Below are 21431 nucleotides of genomic sequence, written 5' to 3' on the forward strand. Positions count from 1 at the left end.
CCTCCTTAGGATGAAAGTTAGAATAGGCGCAAAATATCGCGCGCGGTAATAAGTATAATCAACCCAAATAATAGTATCATTCCTATCGCTGAAATTGTATTCTTGACTTTTGGATTAATCTCGTGCCTGGTTATTGATTCAACGACAATGACAAACAAATGCCATCCATCAAGGCCGGGGAAAGGCAAAAGATTGAACAAGGCCAAGTTGGCGGAAACAAATCCCCATAAATAGATGAAATTGCTCCAACCATAGTTATTAAATGTGTTGGTTGTTTGTTGGAATACGGCTACAATCCCGCCAACGTTATTGATTCCTTTGGGGGTAAAGAGGCTCACAATGCCTCTGGCAACCGCGGAATTAGCATAAACCCAATCCGAACCGGTGGACGATAGAATCTCGGAAAAAGATTCCTTAACGACAGCTTTTTTAAGGGAAAAATCAAAACCCGTGTAGCCGTATGTTTTACTTTCAGTATCGTAAGCAATGTTTATCACAAATGTTTTTGTGAATATATCGGTCGGGTTTCCATCTTCATCGTAACCTTTGGCAAAGGTCATTTCAAAGTTAAAGGCTGTTTCTTCATCCGGACTATAGAATTCGTTTCCGGTGGAAATTTCGGTAACGGTCTCCGGCAGCAGACGGAAGTAATTGCTTGCTTCCGTATTATTATAATCACTAATGTAGAAAAAAGTTTCAAAGTCAGCTTCCATCGAAGTGCCGCTAAAAAGGGTAACCGTGCCATAACTCTTCAGTGAACCCCCGCTTGAAATCGGTATTTCCTTGCTGTCCAAGGGCGTAATTAACCGATCGTTTTCTACTAATCCCAAACTGGCGGCTTGGCCGCCGGGAGCGACATCTAAAGCGCTATAAACGCGAACTGAGGGCACGGCGTTGGAAACCATAAAAAGGACGAGCGCCAAAAGGGAGTTGACGATAATGCCCGCGCTCATTATAATCGCTCGTTTCCATTTTTTTATCTTTAATAAACTACGGTTTGGATCGGGTAATGGTCCCTTGAAATCTTCGGGGATAGCATCGCTTTCCCCATACATCGAAACATATCCACCCACAGGAATGGCCCTTATGGTGAATTGGGTCTCGCCTTTTTTCCGCTTGTAAAGCGTCGGTCCAAAGCCGATTGAATACTCAAAGCAATAAACATTGAAAAGTTTGGCCGTCAAAAAATGTCCCAGCTCATGAAGAGCGATTTCAATTCCGAGAATAATGATTGAGAGAAGAATAACAAGAATGTCCATATTAGTATTTTCCTTTAATGTAGTTTGTAACCAGCGTCCTAGTCATTTTATCGACAGCAATCAGCTCTTCAAGTGAAGGTTCACCAATCACTTTTGCATTATCTAATGCCCACTTTATCACCTCTTCTATTCCAAGAAAAGGTATTTGTTCCTCCAAAAAGGCATAAACCGCCACTTCGTTGGCGGCATTCAACACACAGGGCAGACTTCCGCCAACGCGTATTGCTTCCTTCGCTATCGATACCAAGGGAAACTTTTCTTCATCCACCGGTTCAAAATGTAATGTGGGAAGGGCATCAAGCGTAAGGTTATTGTGAGGAAGCCCCCCTTTACGTTGCCCACCATATAGCGCGTAGCCGATGGGAATCCGCATGTCACTCGGTCCGATGTCCGCCAAATAGGAACCATCGGCAAAGTAAACAAGCGAATGAATCTTGCTTTCCGGGTGAACAAGCACATCTATTTTATCAACCGGAAAATTAAAAAGATAGTGAGCTTCGATAATCTCAAATCCCTTATTCATCATCGTTGCACTGTCAATCGTAATTTTTCGGCCCATTTTCCAGCTTGGATGATGGAGCGCCTCCTGAACAGTCGCTTTTGCCATTTCTGATCGCGATAAATGAAGGAAAGGCCCACCGCTAGCTGTCAATATCAGCCGCATAGCCGCCTGCTCATTTCCCTTTAATCCCTTGCTGATTGCCACATGCTCACTGTCGATTGGATAAAGATGAACTTTACTGCCGGCGATAATTTTGTTGATAAGCATTCCGCCGACCACCAACGCTTCCTTATTGGCCGTGGCAACATCGATTCCTTGACGTAAGGCCAAAATCGTCGGCTCCAAGCCAACAAACCCCACTAAAGCGTTAATCATTAAATCAACGCGAAGTGATTTGATAAGTTCTTTGATACCATCTTCGCCCGAAAAGAAATTAATATGCGGAAATTGCGCGCTGAGTTCCGGAATTCGATCCTTATTCAGCAAAAAAATCGCTTGTACCTCGGGAAACGAAGCAACTAATGAAGCGATATAGCCGTCCTGATTTCCAACTGAAAAGCCGAGAAGAGAAAAGTCTTCCCTTTGACTCAGCAAAATATCGATTGTTTGGCGACCAATTGAACCACTTGCCCCTAAAAGAAGTATTTTCTTCATATCAAAATTGGGTTCCCCGAAATGGTAAAATTAGAAATTAAAATAATAATAACCGCCACCGCAAAAGCCACGGTAATCAGCGAGTCTAACCGATCAAGAATGCCGCCGTGACCCCGCAGGAAAGTCCCATAATCCTTGATGCCAAAATGCCGTTTTAGAGCCGAAAATATAAAATCACCCAAATCGGCTATAAACGGAATTAAAAGTGAAAGCAATACAATCCAATACCAGTTTTCAAAGGACAAGAAAGGCAGCATCGGATGACCAAGCGACGTTACCAAAGCGGCAAAGCCGAGAGACAGAATTGCCGAAAAAACAATTCCGCCCCAAAAACCTTCCCATGTCTTCTTGGGACTTATTCGTTCATTTAACTTATGTTTCCCAAAGAAAACACCGATGAAATACGCCCCGATGTCATTTGCGATTGTTCCGATAATCACATAGACAAAAAGAAATGACGATTGTATGGTGCTAGGAACCGCCAAACCCGCATTGGTAAAACTTGTCATCGGAAAGAAACGCAGAAACAAAAAGCTTTGAAAACCGATGCTAATGAAGACTATCATCGTAAATATGTAGGTGACGTCATTGATTTGGAAATTTTTGCAGCTAATTGAAAAAAGAAAAAGAACGAATAGGGTAACGGCCACTCCCATCGTGGAAATCTTTATATCATCAAAGCCACTGCTTAAAGACCAGGCGCTAAGGTCAAAAGCTCCTAATCCGTTGGCTAAATTATTCTCGATATTGTTACGCATAAAAATCCAATAGACGAAGCTGATCGTCATTACATAGATAAATATATGGGCGAACAAAGGATATTTTTCATGATTAACCGCATTGATAAATTCATGGATGGCGATAAAGAGTGCCACAAAAATCAGGCCCATATAAAACCAGCCGCCCAGAAGAAGACATGGAAGAGCAACGGCCGCAATTAAAACAGCGGTAATAATTCTGGCCGTCATTGAAGACTTGGTTTTTTGATCAAGATGATTAACGCTCATTTTTGATACCCCCGTAACGTCGATCGCGTTTGTTATAGGCTAGAATCGCCTTTTGAAAATCACCCTTTTTAAAGTCCGGCCAGAGCGTGTTTGTAAAATAAAATTCCGCATAGGCCATCTGATAGAGCATAAAGTTAGATATCCGCATTTCTCCACTTGTTCGAATTAGTAGATCGACATCCGGTAACGGATTGGTAAGCAAAGCCGCCTTAAAGTTATCTTCATTCACTTCGTCGACACTGATTTTTCCCATTTGGACATCATGGGCAATTTTTTTAACTGCCTGCACGATATCTTTTTGTCCCCCGTAATTTAAACAGATATTAAGTATCAATCCCTGGTTGTCTTTCGTCTTCGCCATTGCCTCTTTAATAACCGCCTGGGTACTTAAAGGAAGTGGCTCCGGAAATCCCGAAAAGATAATCCGAATGTCTTTCTGCATCAATTCAGGCAGACGCTTGTTAAACTCGCTCTCCAAATAGCCAAACAGAAAGTCGATCTCATCTTGCGGGCGATTCCAATTCTCGGTTGAAAACGCAAAGATAGAAAGCACTTTTACCTTATTCTCAATCGCGGCATCCGCGATGGTAAAAATGTTTTTCGCTCCAACTCGATGACCGGCTGTTCGCGGGAGTAATCTTTTTTTAGCCCATCTTCCGTTTCCGTCCATAATAATCGCGATGTGATTGGGAATACGGACGATTTCAAGCGGCTTCTTTTGTGCCATAGATTCTCCTTTGATTGAGTATATTATACATTAGACCGCATGAAGATTAAAATATACAAAAAAGGTTTTTATTCTTTTAAAAAAAAGCCACATAAAGTGACTTTTTTAAATCTTAAATCGTCATGATTTCGACTTCTTTTTCCTTAAAGACCGATTCAACTTTCTTATTTGTATCCTCGGTCACTTTTTGAATGTCGGCTTCAATTCGTTTTTTTAAATCATCGCTATATTCATCGCTTGCCTTGAGTAATTCAAGATAATCACGGCGAATATTGCGAATTGCCACTTTCGAATCTTCTGCGTACTTTTTAGCAGTCTTAACTAAGTCCTTCCGTCTCTCCTCGGTAAGCGGAGGGAAGACAAGCCGAATTTGGTTGCCATCGTTGATGGGATTGATTCCTAAATCGCTTTTGCTTATCGCCTCGACAATCGCTCGAACGTCATTACGATCGTAGGGCTTAATAAGAATTTGCCGGGGCTCCGGAATAGAAATAGAAGAGATCTGATTAACGGGGATCCGGTCTCCGTAATAATCGCATTCAATTCGATCAAGCACTGAAGAGGAAGCTCTTCCCGTGCGTAAAGTTTTAAATTGCTCCTCGAGATTGGCAATCGTCTTATCCATATTGGATTGCATTTCCAAAGCTAGTTCATCCATTATTAATATCTCCTTTGCTAATAATCGTTCCGACTTTTTCTCCGTTAACGGCCTTAACAAAGTTGCTCTCATCCGCCATATTGAAGACAATTGTGTCAATAGAGGAAGAGGCAAGCAGACTCACTGCCGTTTGATCCATAACTTTTAGTTGCTTTTTTGTCATTTCAGCATAAGTCAAATGAGAGATAAACTTGGCGTCCCTATCAGTTCTAGGATCCCCAGTATAAACACCTTCCACTCCATTTTTAGCCATTAGTATGGCCTCGGCTTCAATGTCTAAAGCTCTTAAAGCCGCGCACGAGTCGGTGGTGAAAAAGGGGTTGCCAGTACCGCCGGCAAAGATGACAACCCGACCCTTTTCCAAGTGACGAATTGCCCTTCTTTTAATATAAGGCTCGCAGACTGCCTCGACTTCAATCGCGCTTAAAACCCGCGCTTGAAGACCTATTTCTTCCAATGTGCTTTGAAGGGCCAAACAATTAATTATCGTTCCGAGCATTCCCATATAGTCAGCTGTGCCCCGCTCGATTCCAATTGCATCGGCAAGTTTACCTCGCCAAATATTTCCCGCACCGATAACCACACCAACTTGAACACCGCCCTCCGTCAACGCGGCGATAGAACGAGCCACTGACTTGAGCTTATCCGCATTCAAGATTAGTTTTTCTTCTTTGTTTGCTAACGCTTCACCGGAAAGTTTGAGAACAACGCGTTTGTACTTAGCCATAGCATCCTCCTATTTTTTAAAAAAAGAACACTCGAAAAGGAGTGTTCTCATTAATTACTTAGCAGCTTCCATGACTTCTTTTGCAAAGTCATCTTCGCGCTTCGCGATTCCTTCACCCACTTGATAACGGATGAATTGTTTGACCACGAGTCCTTTTTCCTTAAGGAATTGCCCGACCTTCTTTTCGCCATCAAGCAAGTAAACTTGTTCGCTCAGGGTCGATTCGCTAAGGAATTTAGCAACCTTGCCGCGAATGATATTCTTAAGCATATCCGGATTCTTGTCTTGAAGTTTGGGATCGTTTTTTGCCGCCTCAAGTTGAATTTCATTTTCGTGTTCAATGACATCCGCCGGAATTGACGTGCTGTCAATGTATAGAGGATTATTCGCCGCAATGTGCATCGCCAATCCTTTGGCAACTTCCTCATCGCTCTTGTTCAAAACGAGAAGGACATTAATCTTTCCATTCATGTGGGAGTAGCTTCCAAAAGCCTCACCATCTTTTAATTCAACGATGACAAACCGACGAAGGGCAAGTTTCTCGCCCATCTTGATGGTCGCATCGATAAATAACTCCTTGGTGGCTTCAGTTGCCTCTTCCACCGTTTTAAGATCCTTATCAAGGATGATACCGGCGACTTGCTCAACTAAATTTCCAAAGGCTTCGCCATTACTGACAAAGTCGGTTTCACAATTCACTTCAAGAATCACCGCGCGTCCGCATTTCTCGCAAATCTTAACGAGGGTTTTGCCTTCGGCGGCAATCCGCGCTTCTTTTTTAGCGATAGTTGTAATGCCCTTTTCCCGAAGCCAATCTTTTGCGGCATCAACATTGCCATCAGTTGCTTCAAGAGCTTTCTTACAATCCATCATTCCCGCTCCGGTTGTCTCCCGAAGCTCTTTAATTAATTTAACATCAACTCCCATTTAGAATACTCCTTTCGATTCTAAAAAATTACTCAGCTTTAGCTGTTTCTTTATTTACTTTATGTTCGGCCTTATCCGATAAAGGTTTGTCACTATGATCGGTTGATTCTTTACGAATCCGCCGCGGAGCTTGATCCTTGTCGACCACAGCTTCTTTTGACGATACGGCCTTGTCCATCGTTACTTCTTCAACTAAGTCTTCGTCCTTAGCGTAAGCAACAACGGGATTGCCACCCTTGGCTTCAACAATTGCATCCGCGGCTAATGCGAGAATAAGCCGCACACTGCGAATAGCATCGTCGTTAGCCGGAATTACATAGTCAACTTCATCCGGATCGGCGTTGGTATCCACAATCGCAAAAACCGGAATATTAAGTTTTCGAGCTTCATTGACAGCATTGTGCTCCACTTTTGGATCGATAACAAAGATCGCATTCGGCACTTTACGCATTTCTTTAATACCTTCAAGGTTCTTGGTGAGTTTTTCTTTCTCTTTCCGTAAACCCGCCGCTTCCTTCTTCGGAAGTAAATCTAAAGTTCCGTCTTCTTCTTGTTTCTCTAAATCGCGAAGATACCGAACTCGGCTTTGAATCGTTCTAAAATTTGTTAATGTTCCGCCAAGCCAACGGGCGGTGATATAGAAAGAGCCGGAGCGAAGAGCCTCTTCACGGACGGCATCCTGATATTGTTTGCGAGTGCCAACGAATAAGACTTTTCCGCCAGCGAGAACAATCTCTTTAAGCGCGGCATAAGCTTCCTCAATTTTGGTAACCGTTTGGGTTAGGTCAATGATATGAACACCACTGCGTGACCCATAGATATACTTTGACATCTTTGGATTCCAACGCCGGGTTTGATGACCAAAATGGGAACCGGCTTCAAGCAGCCGTTTCATCGTCACCAACGGACGATTTTCATCCGGTAAAACAGATGCCATGGCATCAACTGGTTTTTCTTCTACGGCTTCGGCTAAGACTACTTCTTTCTCTTCACTCATAATGAAGACCTCCTGTTTGTTTTAACTTCCATTGCTTCGAACATACCCCCCTCAAGGAAACAATTTTCCGAGGACCTGGAGTATGAATCTACAATGTGTCATAGTCTCTCTTATAGAGAGCCGGAATAATCTTATCATAGTAGCCCCACTTGCGCAAGAAAAAATGCTCAGCCATAAAATTGGTTAAAGAAAGCAATAATGATTATTTTTCCTCTTTTTTCCCTTTAAAATCGACTATCTCTTCTGCTCGGTTTAATCGCGCGCGCGGATGAGAGGCAAAATACTCTCTTTGCATGGCCTGCGAAGAAACATGCATATATACCTGAGTGGTGGAAATAGAGGCATGTCCGAGCAGTTCCTGAATGAGGCGAAGGTCAGCCCCCTTGTCTAATAGTTGCGTGGCAAAGGTATGCCGCAGCAGATGCGGATGCAGGTGAATAAAGAGTCCGGTCTTTTTTTGTATTTCGTCGAGAATATATTCGACTCCCCGAGGAGTTAATTTTCTTCCGGTAGCCGAAAGAAAAACTACCGTGCTGTTTCTGGCATCTCTATTTTTTCCGATTAAAATGGGGCGCAACTCATCGCGGTATCGAACTAATGATTCTTTTGCCTCCACCGAAAACGGAACGATACGGTCTTTATTTCCCTTGCCCCTTATTCGCATAACTCGCTGGTTGATATCCACCCAAAGGAAATCAAGATTGGTCAGTTCCGAAACGCGGAGACCGCTGTCGAGAAGAAAATATAGAAGCGTTTGGTCGCGGATCATCAATTGGTCTTTACGCTTATAGTTTGTATCCAGCAGTAGTTGAGCGTTCGCCTGATCAAGGACTTCAGGATAGCGTTTTTCCGCCTTAGGTGAATTCACCAGCGAAAAAGGATTTATCTCAACTATTTTTTTGCTTTCTAAGAAATCATAGTAACTCCTTAAAGCGGAAAGACGCCGTTTAATTGTTCTTCGGCTCAATCCCTTGGTTAACTGGGTAACGAGGTATTGACGAATGTCTTCAATGGTTACTTTTTGGTCTTCAACTCCAACATTCAGCAAAAAGCCATAAAAATCCTGGCAGTCCAATTGATATGAGCTTATCGTTCGCGGCGAATAGTTACGGTTAAGCCGTAAGTAAACCAAAAAATCATTTAAGAGCGCGATCATAGAGTGCCCTTCCACTCCCGAATTGATCTTAGGGCTTCATCGATTGTTGACTGCCGATTGTTTTTGGTCGCTCCGTATATAATTCCAAAATTGGCATTCATTGGAGCAAAGTCCTTTATCGAAGCGAAGTGAAGATAATAATTGAGTGCCCCGATTACCGACTTAATCGGCGGATCGGCAATTTTTTTGTCCTCATATTTAGCCTTGGCAAATATCGCCGCTAAAATTCCCATCGCCGCACTTTCAACATAGCCCTCCACTCCGCTCAACTGACCGGCCACAAAAACATCGTCCCGAACTTTCAGCGAAAGATTGTCATTTAAAACAGCCGGGGCTTTTAAATATGAGTTTCGGTGCATAAGACCATAACGGACAAAGCGGGCGTTTGCTAAACCGGGAATCAATTTAAACACTCTTTCTTGTTCTCCATAAGTCAAATTAGTCTGAAATCCCACAAGATTATAAAGTGAGTCGACCGCATTGTCTTGTCTAAGTTGGATAACGGCATACGGGTGATCGTCCGCCGTCCTCCTTAATCCTTTGGGTTTCAACGGCCCAAAACGAATAGTATCTTCGCCACGGGAGGCCATGACTTCAATAGGCATACAGCCGGAAAAATATTGCGCATCAAAGTCATGAATCGGTGCTTTTTTAGCATTTATAAGTTCGCGGTAAAACAAGCGATACTGCTCTTCGTCCATTGCGGAATTCAGATAGCTTCCTTCATCCTGATCGTAGCGTGATTTACGATACAAAATGTCTAAATCCAACGAATCTTTTTCAACAATCGGAGCTGAAGCGTCAAAAAACGCAAGCATATCTTGTCCAATGAGCTTTTGAATGTTCTCAGCCAATTCATCGCTGGTCAAAGGACCGGAAGCAATTATCGTTATTCCGTCAGGAATGGCTTTTACTTCTTCATTGACTACTTCAATCAGCGGATGGTTGCGAATCCGGCTGTCAATATATTGCGAGAATTGATCCCGATCCACCGCCAAAGCGTTTCCGCTCGGCACTTCGCTCTTTGCGGCGGCTTCCATTGTTATCGAACCAAGAAGGCGCATTTCTTCTTTCAAAAGACCACAGGCGTTGTCCAAATGCTTGCTTTTAAGCGAATTTGAACAAACCAATTCGGCAAATTTTTCACTATGATGTGCCGGAGTCATCTTTTGCGGACGCATTTCAAAAAGACGAACTGGAATGTGGTGGTCAGCAAGATAATAGGCGGCTTCGGTGCCGGCCAGTCCAGCACCGATAATATTAATCGGTTGTTTCATAATGCTTAAATTATAGCATGAGCGAAAAAGAAAAAAGTAAGGCGAGCTTACTTTTTCTTGTTGATGTATTCCATATGTCGGCATTTGGGAAAATTCGTACATCCCAAATAGTCATTTCCATACTTGGATTTTTTTACAACTAAATGCCCATCCTCACAATCGGGACATTTCCTGACATAATCCTTTTCGGTATATACCGGGGGAACTTTGTTTTCATTTCCTTTGATGTAGTGACAAGATGGATAGCCTGAGCAACCGACAAACGGACGCCCCTTGCGATCTTTGCGCTCAACTAACGGTTTTCCGCAGATCGGGCAATTTTCACCGGTAAACTTCGGTGGATCTTTAGGCTGCGGCTTAATGTAATGGCAAGTGGGGTAATTTGAGCATCCGACAAACTCCCCGTAGCGACCCTTGCGAATTACGAGGGGACTTCCGCACTCCGGGCATAATTCACCCGTTTCCTTAGCCGCAATTTTGTCGATATTTTTGTTGGCGGCTTCGACCAGTTTTTCAAAAGGATAATAGAAATCCTTCAGCACTTCCACGCGTGATAGCGCACCATCAGCAATCTCGTCCAATTGCTTTTCCATATCGGCCGTATACTTCGCATCGATTAGATCTGGAAAATTTTCCTCCAAGGTAGAATTGGTCAGCATTCCCTGCTCTGTCGGCGTCAAAATACCGCCGGTGCCAGTGACGTATTTACGGGCTAATATAGTTTCAATGGTGGAAGCATAGGTCGATGGTCGACCGATGCCTAACTCTTCCATAAGCTTTACTAACTTTGCCTCATTATAACGGGGAGGCGCTTTCGTAAAGTTTTGCTTCGGCGTTTTCGATTTGATGGCAAAGACTTCGCCTTCACTCAAAACGGGAAGTTCCTTATCGTGGTTGGTCTCTAAGTCGCCCATAACCTTGGCATAGCCTTCAAAGAGGGTATGAACTCCCTCCAGTTTAAACTCCAATCCCCGACTGGAAAAGGTAACTACCGTGACTTCCTCTTTGCGCGGAGCCATAAGCGAAGCCATCGCCCGAGCATATATCAATCGATATAGGTTGTATTCATCTTTACTTAAGGAAGATTTAATCGACTCTGGAGTCCGATGGGTGGAGGTCGGGCGAATGGCCTCGTGAGCATCCTGCACCTGTTCGGTCTCTTTGAGAACACGATTTCTCTTTGTAAGGTTAATGTACTCCTGACCAAAGTTTTCACTGATGTAATTGCTGGCTCGATTGATAAATGAATCGCTTAAACGGGTCGAATCGGTACGCATATAGGTAATCAAGCCGACATTTTCTCCGTTTTCGACGGCAAGACCTTCATAAAGTTTTTGAGCCACAACTGTTGTTTTCTTGGTACGGAAATTAAAGCGGTTAAAAGCTTCCTGCTGAAGCGTTGAAGTTGTAAAGGGATCTTTGCTTGTTTTTACGCGTTCGTTCACTTTGATTGAACTTATTGTCAGCGAGGTTTCAAGTCGAGCGAGAATATCTTTCATTTCCTGCTCATTTTTAATTTTTACCGCCTTGCCATCAACCCGATCTAAGGTAAGGTTATATACCACACCCTTAATCTCGATATCAACATTCAAAGACCAGTATTCTTCCGGTTTAAACTCGTTTATTTCTTTCTCGTGATCGCAAATCAACTTTAGAGCCGCGCTCTGCACCCGGCCGGCAGAACGCGATCTAATTTTTTTATAAAGTAAACTTGAAAGTTTAAAACCGATTATTCGGTCCAAAACCCGCCGCGCTTCTTGGCTTGAAACTAATTTCATGTCGATAGTGCGAGGATTTTCCATTGCTTCGGAAATCGATTCCCGTGTAATTTCATGGAATTCAAGTCGTTTGGTGCTTGCAATCGGCAATTTTAAAACCGTCGCTAAATGCCAAGCAATAGCTTCCCCTTCGCGGTCTGGGTCGGTTGCCAGAATAACTTCATCCGCTTTCTTGGCGGCTTTTTCTAAAGAGCGGACGACCGCGGCTTTATCCTTATTGATAACATATCGAGCGGCAAAATCATTCTCAATGTCCACTCCAAGCCCACCTTTTCCTGAGGTGGCTAAATCTCGGATATGCCCAACGGAAGGCAAAATTTCATATTCTTCACCCAAGTAGCGTTTAAAAGTATGGCTCTTGGTTGGTGATTCCACGATTACAAGTTTCATAGTTTCTCCTATCAGCAAAAAATATAGGGCCCAAAAAGAATTCTGTCAATCAAAAAGACACCGCTGTATATCCTTTATTTATATAAATAAAAAAAATATTTTTTTATGCCAATCTTAGTAAATCTAAAACATCTTCCGCACTTTCAACTAAATATGCCCCCTCCTTAATCAGACGATTGCAGCTTGAAGAGTGGCCCGCCAAATAAGGGACACAATAGATATCCCTTCCCATCGTCAAAGCATAACTAACCGTAATCAGCGTTCCGCTTCTTTCATGGGCTTGCGTTACCAGCGTCGCCCGCGCCAAAGCGGCAACCAGTCGGTTACGCATCGGAAAATGCGTGGCGTCAGGGGCAGTCATACCGGGATATTCAGATATAATAAGATGATCTTTTTTCATAATCGAATAAATATCTATGTTACTTTTGGGGTAAGGGTTATCTATTCCGGAGCCGAGAACGGCGATTGTTTTCCCCTTGCATTTTATCGCCGTCTCGTGAGTTTGACGGTCAATTCCTTGCGCCAGTCCGCTGACGATTGTAATGCCCTTATTTACCAATTCGGCGGTAATTGTTCTAGTTATGCTAAGCCCATAATCATCTGGATGACGAGAGCCGACAATAGCTAAACACTGATTAAAATTGGCGGTTATCTGCCAATCTCCATAATAGAAAAGAACCAACGGGGGACGATTAATATTCCGAAAGAAATCTGGATAATCCTTATCTATTATCGTTATGTATGATGCCATATTGGTTGCTAGAAGCCGATTTAATTCTTTCTCGTCAATATGCTCTTTATCTTTTATCGCCTGCAGCATTCGGTTGTAATCGCCATCATATTTAATCGCCAAAAAAGCCAGCAGTTTCCTTGCGTCCATAAAACTTCCTCATTAAAGAAGATAGGCGATATAGTTTTACTCCGTCGGAAAAAGTGATAATTGTTCGTGCTTAACATCGGCTACCGGTCCATAGGAAAACCGATGAATACCGGTTATCGGCCCCCGCCTTCTCAGTCCTTCAAGATGCTCTTTTGTTCCATAACCCTTATTACGCTCAAAGCCATATCCGGGATATTTCTTAGCTAAGTCAATCATCAAATCATCCCGCGTTACCTTGGCGAGAATACTTGCCGCCGCGATGGCGCTTACCAGCGCGTCTCCATGTATAAGCGGTTCAACCCGCACGATTTGGTGGGGCAACGGCATCGCATCACTGAGCACCAAATCATAGCGATGCCTGAGTTGGGATAACGCCATTTCCATCGCTTTTTGCGAGGCCTTATAAATATTTATTCGGTCGATCTCCGGAGCATCGACGATAGCAATGCCATAGCTCAAGGCATTTTCGATAATTTCATGAAAAAGGCGTCTTCTTTTTTTATCACTGATTTTTTTTGAATCATCAATTTCCGGATTCTGATAATTTCTTGGCAATATGACCGCCGCGGCCACTACCGGCCCCGCCAAAGGCCCCCGACCCGCTTCATCCGTACCGGCAATAAACTTATATCCGGCTTGATAATACTCCCGTGCCAAATCGTTAATCATCGCTCGGCCTCTCAAGAGAAATCGCACCTAAAATTCCATTTTGGAACTCGACAACGAGCAATTTTTCCGCCCGCTCAAAATTATCTGCTCCAAGCGGTAAATATCCACGAATTTTGCTGATTGCCAGTAAAATATCACTGTAATTGGTGAGTCCGTTTAGTGCTTCCCCATATCGCCTGGTCAAATAATTAGGATATTGCGTCACCAAAGTTTTAATCGCATACTCGCACAGTTCATTCAAGGGTAAAATATCCATCGGAATTGCTTTTAATAACGCCAAATTAAGCGCCACTTGCGAATCCTCATAATTAGGCGGCAAGATTCCCGGAGTGTCGATAAGCTCAATATCTTGATCAATTTTAATATATTGCTGAGCCCTAGTAGCACCCGGTCGATTGGCTACCAAAACCTTTTTACGCCCGGCTAGCCGGTTGATAAAAGTCGATTTCCCTGAATTGGGAATTCCAATCACTAATGCTTTTATCGGTCGATTTTTCATGCCTCGTTTTTGATCCCGTTCCCTCTTATCTACGGAAATAAGATCAATTGAATGACGAATTATTTTTAAATCGTGCGCGGATGAAAGCGAGGTGGCGATTGCCATTTGCGCGGGTGTGTTTAGATGCTTAATCCACGCCTTGGTTACTGAAGCATCCGCCATATCTGCCTTATTAAGAATTAAAAGCCGCTTTTTATTTTGGGCGACTTGGCTTAAAAAGGGATTCCGTGAACTATGAGGTATCCGGGCGTCACATATCTCGATAATAATATCAACACTTTGACATTTAGCTTCGACTTCCCGCAGGGCTTTGGCCATATGGCCCGGAAACCAATGCAAATTTTTTACTCGATTGTTAACCATAATAGCGTATATCCCACGGCCAATACACTTGGCGGCCGTCGTAATTGGTTATTAAATCATTGTTAGAACCTGTGACTGTGCTTATTCGCGTTGCCCGGCCGTATACCCAAACAAGCACGCCGATTATCTCACTTTGCTCCACCGCGCCAAAACTTCGGGAATCGATGCTGACTCCGCGGTTGTCGCCCATAAGGAAAAACTCATCATCCCCTAAAGTGAAGGGAGACGAAATGGCATAATTTGCCATTGAACGATAAGTCGATGACGAAAAAGGATTATTAAAATTTTCCTCAAGACGATATGAAGTATCGCTCTTAGTCACTTCAATATAATCTGGAAGCTCGTTGTTTTCACTATCGCTGCCACCATCAAAGATTTGGATGGTTTCACCCGGTAATCCAATTACCCTTTTAATCACCGGATAGTCATCGTCAAGTCCGTTTTGGTTAATGTCGACATAAGCGATAACTATATCAAAACGGTCGATTTTAGCAATCTTATCCGCATGAGAATCCATTAATCCCAATTCGAAGTTTTCTAGATTAGGCATCATCGAAGTTCCGTCCACCCAAACAGCCGTATAATAGTTGTTAACAAAAATTGAAAGCGAAGAAAAAATAATAACGATAGTTAGCACGGAATAAAATATCGCCGAAATAACCCGACGATAGGTAGGGCGTTTAGGCGACTTTATCTTTGCTTCAATTTCTGAAGAATTAACCAGAGTTTCTTTCATAATTACTTTACAATTATATGTTAAACGAATGGATTTTGAAAGTTAATAAAAGGCCCCGGAATAAAACCGGAGCCTGTCACTTTTAAATAAAGAAGAATTTACTTTTTTTCTTTAATACGAGCGGCTTTACCACGAAGATTGCGTAAGTAAGAAATCTTATTACGACGAACCTTGCCCACTCTCACAACTTCAATCTTGCCAATTGTTGGAGAATGAAGGGAGAAGGTTCTTTCCACGCCGATGCCACTGGACATCTTGCGAACGGTAAAGGTCTCATGGACACCACCGCCACGACGTTGCATAACAACGCCTTCAAAAGCCTGTTGACGTTCTTTGCCATTTTCGATAATCCGCACATAAACTCGGACAGTATCACCCGAAGAAAAAGCGGGAAGATCTTTACGAAGTTGGCTGGCACTGATTTCATTAACTAAATTAGTGTTCATTTTTTTGCCTCCTATATATCATTTGTTTTTCTTCATGATGTTCATAAAAGAGTGACACTTCAGCGGACCATCACTAGCGCTTAATTAAACGCGTTGTAATTCTAGCAAAATGGAACTTTAAAAGCAAGGGAAATATCTAGCCAATAATAACTTTTACTATGTAATACACCAAGAATAACAAAGCGACCACATAGAGCATCGGTTTGACGTCCTTGGCTTTTCTTTGGGCAATACGCATAATTACAAAGGTGATAATGCCGAATCCTAATCCGTCGGAAATTGAATAAGTTAAAACCATAAGCATAAATGAGACAAAAGCCGTCACACCGATGGCAATATCGTCCCAGTTGATGGCTTTTAAATTGTTGGTAAACATCATCGCTCCGACACTAATGAGGGCGATACTGGTCACAGAGAAACTGTTAAAGACGGAGAAAACGGGAAAAATAAATGCGGATACGAGGAAAAGAAGTCCGGCCGTGACCGCACTTAAACCGGTTTTTGCTCCGGTTGAACAGGCCACGTTACTCTCAGCGAAGGCCGTAATGGTTGAGGTTCCGATTGGCGCGCAAATGGCCGCTCCAATGGCATCGGCTAAAATGGCTCTATTGCCACCGATCAAATCACCTTTTTCATCTAATACCCCCGCGCTTCTCCCCACTGACATCAAGGTTGCCGTTGTATCAAAAAGACTGACAAAAACGACCGAGAAGATAAACGCATAACTGGCCGGATTGCTTAAAACATTTTTCCAGGCATCACCGGCACTGGTTGTTTCCGTACCAGTAAATATCTTGAAGAAAACATCCTTGATTCCTGCTAATCCCCAACTGCTAGCGGAAAAATCAAAATACGGAAGTCCGCTTGCGGTAAGATTATTTCCAAAAGCGGCATAATTTACTATTAAGCCAATAACCGCGATAATCCCCATCGCCGCGGGAATCGCCAATTGATTTAAGTGCTTGTTGGGCATAGCCATAAAAGCAAAGACAATCAGCACTCCCAGCAAAGGAAGTAAAACCGCCGGATTGGCCAAATCGCCCAAAGCGACAATCGTTGATGAGTTGGAGGCTACAATTAAACCCGCTTTGTTAAATCCAATAAAAGCGATAAATCCACCTAAGCCGGCCGAAATAATGTATTTTACATCATTAGGAATGGCATCAATTATTTTTTGTCTTACCGGTGTAATCGTGATCAATAAAAATATCACACCCGATAAGAACATAATAATAAAAGCACTCACCCAATCGTGATAGGCCGTGTAAACAGTTGTTGAAACATAAGCACTGACGCCTAATCCTGCGCTTAAGATGACGGGGACATTGGCATAAAGTCCCATAAATATTGTAATTAAAGCACTGACTATCGCCGTGGCGGCAAAAACACCGTCTGGGCTCATTCCCGGCTCGCCACCAAAGATGGCCGAAATCAAGGGCAGAATATAAATCATCGCCACAAAAGTGATGAATCCTCCGAGAATCTCAATTCCGGGTCGGGCGCCTCTTTCTGTCAGATGAAATATTTTATCAAAAATTCCGTACTTATTCGCCGACTTGGTTTCAACATTTTTTTCCATAGTAAACCTCTTTCATATTAACGCTCTATAATACTTGCTTAATCGTGTTAAGGCAACTATTTTTTTGGGAGAATAACCTTTTTTCTAATTTCTTCAATCGCCGTTTTATCGCCTAAAAATTGCGTGGCCGCTGTTGCTGCACCGGCAGCGGTACCATAAGCCATCGCTTCGAGAGGACTATTATATTTAACCAATCCATATACAAACCCGCCGACAAAAGAATCTCCGCAGCCAACCGTAGCCACCACTTTGACCTTGGGCGATTCAAAACGAAAACGATTGCCCTTATTATCGCCATATATAGATCCTTTGGCTCCCAAAGTAATTATCACTCTTTCGACTCCGCTTGCGGTTAATTGACAAAATATATATTCAATCTGCTGTTCCGATAATCCATTTTGTGGATCAAAGGGAATATTGAAAAGGGCAGCGGCTTCCTCTTCGTTTGGTTTGATAAATGCGGGATGTTCCTTTATCGCTGCTTTTAAAGCCGGACCGGACGTATCCACTCCGACACTGATTCCTTTGATGCTGAGTTCACGAACAATTTTGGCATAGAAATCTTCATCGAGATGCTCCGGTAGTGATCCCGACAAAATAAGCCAATCCCCTTCTTGTAATTGCGAAAGCCGAAGCGCAAGTTTTTTCATTGCTTTATCACCCAAGGGAAGCCCCGGGGCATTTAGCTCATAATGGCCATTTTGGTCAGATATTTTAACGTTGATTCTCGTTGGCACCTCCGCGTCAATATACTCCGCAAGAATTGGTTCGGAGGTTAAAAGTGACCGCAAAAGCATACCCGTATCTCCACCGGCCATTACAATCGGAGAAACCTCCATCCCCAATCTTCCAAGAATCGTTGCCGAACTTATGCCTTTTCCCCCGGGAGCAAAAACGGCTTTTTGGGCGCGCAATGTTTCATTTGTCACCAACTCATCGGTCCAAAGATAATAGTCGATGCTCGGATTAATTGTTAAAGTGTAGATCATATTAAAACCTCGTTTCCATTATAAACTTTCTTGCCTTTTGGTTGTTAATATTTATCTGCGGAATATAATCAAAATAGAGGATAAAATATGCCCACTATTTATATATATGAGGAAAAATGCCGATTCTGTCCGGAAATTGTTCGCAATGCCATTCTTCTAAACGAAGACGGCGAAACCCTTCAGTTAGGTGATATGAATGAAAGACAAAGAAATATTGCCATCCAGTATGGTATTGCCACCAAGCGAGTTAAGAAAAGCGACGGCCAAGAAAAAATAGTCACCATTTGCCCGCGTTGCCAAAACGTTCCTTTTTCTTTAAAGTTCCGGGATTTGCACGACTTACACATTACTCCCAATGTTCAGATCGATTTGGACAATCAAGATAATATTATCAAGGAAACCATAAACAAAAATTTCAGGTAATGTAAAGCATTTTTGCTTGACACCTATTTTGAATGTGATATTATTTCTACGTTATAGGAGGATAAGCACATGTCAGTTAAATTAAGATTAACCCGTGTTGGACGTCATGATGATCCGTTTTACCGGATTGTTGCTGCTGATAGCAGAATGAGCCGTGATGGTCGTTTCATCGAACAAATCGGCCATTATGATCCAAACAAAGCTTTAAATGGTGCCGTTATTGATGAAGCGGCGGCAATTAAATGGCTTCAAGCCGGTGCGCAACCAAGCGGAACCGTCAAAGCGATTTTAACCAAAGCCGGAATCGTCGCTAAATTCAACACTTTAAAAAAAGAAGGTAAATAAGCGTGGAGTATCAAGAGATTATACACACGATTATCGATCCAATCGTTGAGCACAAAGACGCTCTTCTTCTACGCGAAATCGCCGGTGATGATGATAAGACAATTTCCATTATTATCTGCGCCGAACCGGAAGATACAGCGCGGCTTATTGGGCGCAAAGGCATGATTGCTGATTCCTTACGAGAAGTGATTTCTATCGCGGGTAAAACCGATGGTAAAAGAATTTATTTAAAGTTTGAATCGTTTGAAAAAAAGGATGAGGATTAACTCCTCATTTTTTTTGCTATAATTGTCACGAGGTTAGTTTTATGGAATATGTTAAAGTCGGTTCGATTATTAAAACCCGCGGTCTAAAGGGGGAAGTACGCATTTATCCCACTTCTGATTTTCGCGATTTTCGTTTTCAGACAGGGAATAAATTATATTTATATCATCCTGAGAGCGATACTCATCAAGCCCTTACCGTTGAAAAGCGCCTTCTTGACGGAGCGCTTGAAATTATAACGTTTAAAGAGATCAATTCCATTGAAGAAGCCGAAAAATTGATCGGTCTTGAGCTACACGCTTTAAAGCAAAAAGACATTTTGCCGGATGGAGGATTCTTCTTTGGCGATTTACTTGGCTTATCCGTTATAGACGAGCGCGGGAATCTTCTTGGTAAAGTAAAGCGAATTGAGGAATATTCGGCCTACAAAACCCTCCGCGTAAGCCGCGAAGGCAATAAGGATTTTTTCGTTCCCTTTGTCGAAGCTTTTATAAAGAAAGTGGATTTAACCAACGGACAAATCACCATACATGTCCTTGAAGGCCTGTTATGAAAATCACTGTTTTAACGTTGTTTCCCGAAATGATATCCCCTTTTTTTGATAATTCGATCATAAAAAGAGCAAAGGCTAAAGGTATTATCGATATTAACATCGTCAATATCCGTGATTTTACAAAAGATCGGTATGGGCGGGTTGACAGCGCTCCTGTCGGGGGCGGAGCGGGACTAATAATGAAAATGCAACCTTTAGTTGATGCCCTTAAGGCGGTTAAGACCTTGGACTGCAAAGTATATCTCCTCGCTCCGACCGGTAAAACTTTCAATCAGTCATTTGCCCATGAATTAACCATGGTTTCGCATTTAATACTCATCTGCGGACATTATGAAGGTATCGATGATCGCATCAACCATTATATCGATGGAACCATTTCAATCGGCGATTACATTCTTACCGGGGGGGAAATCGGAGCGGTGGCGGTCAGCGATGCGGTTATCCGCTTGCTTGAAGGGGCAATAAGCGAAGATTCGACCACCGAAGAAACTTTTGAAAATGGATTGCTGGAATATCCGCAATTTACGGAGCCATTCGATTATGACGGCAACCAAATTCCTGACATTCTCTACTCCGGCAATCACACGGCTATTGCCAAATGGCGAAAAAAAGAGGCTCTTCGAAGAACCCGGTTATTACGACCGGATCTATTCAAAGCGTATTCTCTCAATAAAAGTGAGCGCAAATTGCTTCAAGAAATTGATGATAATGAAGTTGGCGATTGGGAAAAAGAAGCCGTTGCCAAGGGCCATAAATTTATTAAGAAAGAGGACAGCAAGTAATGTTTCTAGAATATATTAAGTACTTTATCTTGGGCCTTGTACAAGGTGTGGCCGAAATTTTACCTATCAGCAGTTCGGGTCATTTGGCTCTGGCTGAAAGTCTTCTGCAAATTCAATTTTCAGGCAACCAGTTAGAAGTATTCACCGTTTTTCTCCACTTTGCCTCTTTACTGGCTCTCATTATTTTTATGTGGCCAATTATCATTCGGCTTATCAAAGGGGTATTCACTTATCTTTTTACCCACGACAGCGCGAAGCGTTCGCTATCCAAACCCGACTTTATGACTTTTATTTATTTAGTAGTCGCTTCCATTCCCGTAGCCGTCGTCGGTGTCTTTTTGGAAGACAAAGTTGCCTCCATCTTTGGAAACCTACTTTTTATCGGTATTGATTTTGCCGTCACGGGCCTAATTCTTCTAGCCGTAAGCTTTCTTTTTAAAAAACCCGGGCAAGCAACTTATACATGGAAAAATACTTTTATCGCCGGTTTATTTCAATGTATTGGCGTAATGCCGGGCATTTCGCGAAGCGGCATTACAATGAGCGGCGCCAAAATTGCCGGCCTCGATGATAACCACGCCAAAGAATTTGCCTTTTTGCTTTTTATCCCCGTCGCTTTGGGAAGTTTTGTTTTTTCTCTTGACAATCTTTCCGACCTTGCCGGCAGCAGTCAAATTCCCCTATACATCACGGGAATGGTCGCGGCATTCATCTTTACGCTTTTAGCCTTGAAATATATATTTAAGCGGTTCTCAACCAAACAGTATCCCTACTTTGCTTATTATATGTTTGCGATTTCGCTTTTTACGATTGTTTATTACTTTGTAGCCATTGCCTAAATAAA

Annotated in this window: 24 protein-coding genes; 6 read left to right on the top strand and 18 right to left on the bottom strand. The window is 42.7% G+C overall.

Annotated features, from left to right (window positions below):
• Positions 1–17: 17 nt before the first annotated feature.
• The 18 genes from PKC96_07805 to PKC96_07890 all read right to left on the bottom strand — a co-directional run bounded on the left by PKC96_07805 (position 18) and on the right by PKC96_07890 (position 18220).
• Positions 18–1259: a site-2 protease family protein gene (locus PKC96_07805; GenBank protein ID HMM01205.1), complete on the bottom strand. Its 1242-nt coding sequence runs from the start codon at positions 1257–1259 to the stop codon at positions 18–20.
• Between the two features lies 1 nt (position 1260).
• The gene (gene dxr / locus PKC96_07810; GenBank protein HMM01206.1) at positions 1261–2415 is read right to left on the bottom strand and encodes a 1-deoxy-D-xylulose-5-phosphate reductoisomerase; all 1155 of its coding nucleotides are present in this window, start codon (positions 2413–2415) and stop codon (positions 1261–1263) included.
• Positions 2412–3422, bottom strand: coding sequence for a phosphatidate cytidylyltransferase (locus PKC96_07815; protein HMM01207.1), 1011 nt, complete (start codon positions 3420–3422; stop codon positions 2412–2414). Before PKC96_07815 ends, dxr begins: the two co-directional genes overlap by 4 nt.
• Positions 3412–4149 (bottom strand): isoprenyl transferase, encoded by a 738-nt coding sequence (locus PKC96_07820; GenBank protein HMM01208.1) that lies wholly within the window; start codon positions 4147–4149, stop codon positions 3412–3414. The genes PKC96_07815 and PKC96_07820 overlap by 11 nt, the downstream gene beginning before the upstream one ends.
• Before the next feature lie 112 nt (positions 4150–4261).
• On the bottom strand, positions 4262–4807 hold the full coding sequence (gene frr, locus PKC96_07825; GenBank protein ID HMM01209.1) for a ribosome recycling factor: 546 nt from the start codon (positions 4805–4807) through the stop codon (positions 4262–4264).
• On the bottom strand, positions 4800–5534 hold the full coding sequence (gene pyrH, locus PKC96_07830) for a UMP kinase (GenBank protein ID HMM01210.1): 735 nt from the start codon (positions 5532–5534) through the stop codon (positions 4800–4802). The genes frr and pyrH overlap by 8 nt, the downstream gene beginning before the upstream one ends.
• A 54-nt stretch (positions 5535–5588) precedes the next feature.
• The gene (tsf, locus tag PKC96_07835; protein HMM01211.1) at positions 5589–6461 is read right to left on the bottom strand and encodes a translation elongation factor Ts; all 873 of its coding nucleotides are present in this window, start codon (positions 6459–6461) and stop codon (positions 5589–5591) included.
• A 28-nt stretch (positions 6462–6489) separates the two neighbouring features.
• Positions 6490–7398 carry a 30S ribosomal protein S2 gene (rpsB, locus tag PKC96_07840; GenBank protein HMM01212.1) on the bottom strand — a complete coding sequence of 303 codons (909 nt, stop codon included), beginning with the start codon at positions 7396–7398 and terminating at the stop codon, positions 6490–6492.
• A gap of 262 nt (positions 7399–7660) precedes the next feature.
• Complete coding sequence (locus PKC96_07845; protein HMM01213.1) at positions 7661–8614, bottom strand: tyrosine-type recombinase/integrase; 954 nt, start codon at positions 8612–8614, stop codon at positions 7661–7663.
• On the bottom strand, positions 8611–9891 hold the full coding sequence (trmFO, locus tag PKC96_07850; protein ID HMM01214.1) for a methylenetetrahydrofolate--tRNA-(uracil(54)-C(5))-methyltransferase (FADH(2)-oxidizing) TrmFO: 1281 nt from the start codon (positions 9889–9891) through the stop codon (positions 8611–8613). The genes PKC96_07845 and trmFO overlap by 4 nt, the downstream gene beginning before the upstream one ends.
• 47 nt (positions 9892–9938) lie before the next feature.
• Positions 9939–12059 carry a type I DNA topoisomerase gene (gene topA / locus PKC96_07855; GenBank protein ID HMM01215.1) on the bottom strand — a complete coding sequence of 707 codons (2121 nt, stop codon included), beginning with the start codon at positions 12057–12059 and terminating at the stop codon, positions 9939–9941.
• Between the two features lie 103 nt (positions 12060–12162).
• Positions 12163–12939 carry a DNA-processing protein DprA gene (dprA, locus tag PKC96_07860; protein ID HMM01216.1) on the bottom strand — a complete coding sequence of 259 codons (777 nt, stop codon included), beginning with the start codon at positions 12937–12939 and terminating at the stop codon, positions 12163–12165.
• A 36-nt stretch (positions 12940–12975) separates the two neighbouring features.
• Entirely contained in the window at positions 12976–13608 is a 633-nt protein-coding gene (locus tag PKC96_07865) for a ribonuclease HII (GenBank protein HMM01217.1), read from the bottom strand.
• Entirely contained in the window at positions 13601–14470 is an 870-nt protein-coding gene (ylqF, locus tag PKC96_07870; protein ID HMM01218.1) for a ribosome biogenesis GTPase YlqF, read from the bottom strand. Before ylqF ends, PKC96_07865 begins: the two co-directional genes overlap by 8 nt.
• Positions 14463–15206, bottom strand: a complete 744-nt coding sequence (lepB, locus tag PKC96_07875; GenBank protein ID HMM01219.1) for a signal peptidase I — start codon at positions 15204–15206, stop codon at positions 14463–14465. The genes ylqF and lepB overlap by 8 nt, the downstream gene beginning before the upstream one ends.
• A gap of 98 nt (positions 15207–15304) precedes the next feature.
• Complete coding sequence (rplS, locus tag PKC96_07880) at positions 15305–15652, bottom strand: 50S ribosomal protein L19 (GenBank protein ID HMM01220.1); 348 nt, start codon at positions 15650–15652, stop codon at positions 15305–15307.
• A 136-nt stretch (positions 15653–15788) separates the two neighbouring features.
• Positions 15789–17231, bottom strand: coding sequence for an NCS2 family permease (locus PKC96_07885; GenBank protein HMM01221.1), 1443 nt, complete (start codon positions 17229–17231; stop codon positions 15789–15791).
• Positions 17232–17287: 56 nt separating this feature from the next.
• The gene (locus PKC96_07890; GenBank protein ID HMM01222.1) at positions 17288–18220 is read right to left on the bottom strand and encodes a 1-phosphofructokinase family hexose kinase; all 933 of its coding nucleotides are present in this window, start codon (positions 18218–18220) and stop codon (positions 17288–17290) included.
• 87 nt (positions 18221–18307) lie between these two features.
• On the opposite strand from PKC96_07890, the gene PKC96_07895 reads away from it, so the two are divergent.
• The 6 genes from PKC96_07895 to PKC96_07920 all read left to right on the top strand — a co-directional run bounded on the left by PKC96_07895 (position 18308) and on the right by PKC96_07920 (position 21426).
• Positions 18308–18643: a hypothetical protein gene (locus tag PKC96_07895; protein ID HMM01223.1), complete on the top strand. Its 336-nt coding sequence runs from the start codon at positions 18308–18310 to the stop codon at positions 18641–18643.
• A 69-nt stretch (positions 18644–18712) separates the two neighbouring features.
• On the top strand, positions 18713–18988 hold the full coding sequence (gene rpsP, locus PKC96_07900) for a 30S ribosomal protein S16 (GenBank protein HMM01224.1): 276 nt from the start codon (positions 18713–18715) through the stop codon (positions 18986–18988).
• 2 nt (positions 18989–18990) lie between these two features.
• Complete coding sequence (locus tag PKC96_07905) at positions 18991–19254, top strand: KH domain-containing protein (GenBank protein HMM01225.1); 264 nt, start codon at positions 18991–18993, stop codon at positions 19252–19254.
• A gap of 41 nt (positions 19255–19295) precedes the next feature.
• The gene (gene rimM / locus PKC96_07910) at positions 19296–19805 is read left to right on the top strand and encodes a ribosome maturation factor RimM (protein ID HMM01226.1); all 510 of its coding nucleotides are present in this window, start codon (positions 19296–19298) and stop codon (positions 19803–19805) included.
• The gene (trmD, locus tag PKC96_07915; protein ID HMM01227.1) at positions 19802–20587 is read left to right on the top strand and encodes a tRNA (guanosine(37)-N1)-methyltransferase TrmD; all 786 of its coding nucleotides are present in this window, start codon (positions 19802–19804) and stop codon (positions 20585–20587) included. Before rimM ends, trmD begins: the two co-directional genes overlap by 4 nt.
• Positions 20587–21426 (top strand): undecaprenyl-diphosphate phosphatase, encoded by an 840-nt coding sequence (locus PKC96_07920; GenBank protein HMM01228.1) that lies wholly within the window; start codon positions 20587–20589, stop codon positions 21424–21426. Before trmD ends, PKC96_07920 begins: the two co-directional genes overlap by 1 nt.
• Positions 21427–21431: the final 5 nt, after the last annotated feature.

This window comes from Bacilli bacterium (assembly GCA_035326105.1).
In the GTDB taxonomy this organism is placed as follows: Bacteria; Bacillota_I; Bacilli_A; order RFN20; family CAG-826; genus UBA7706.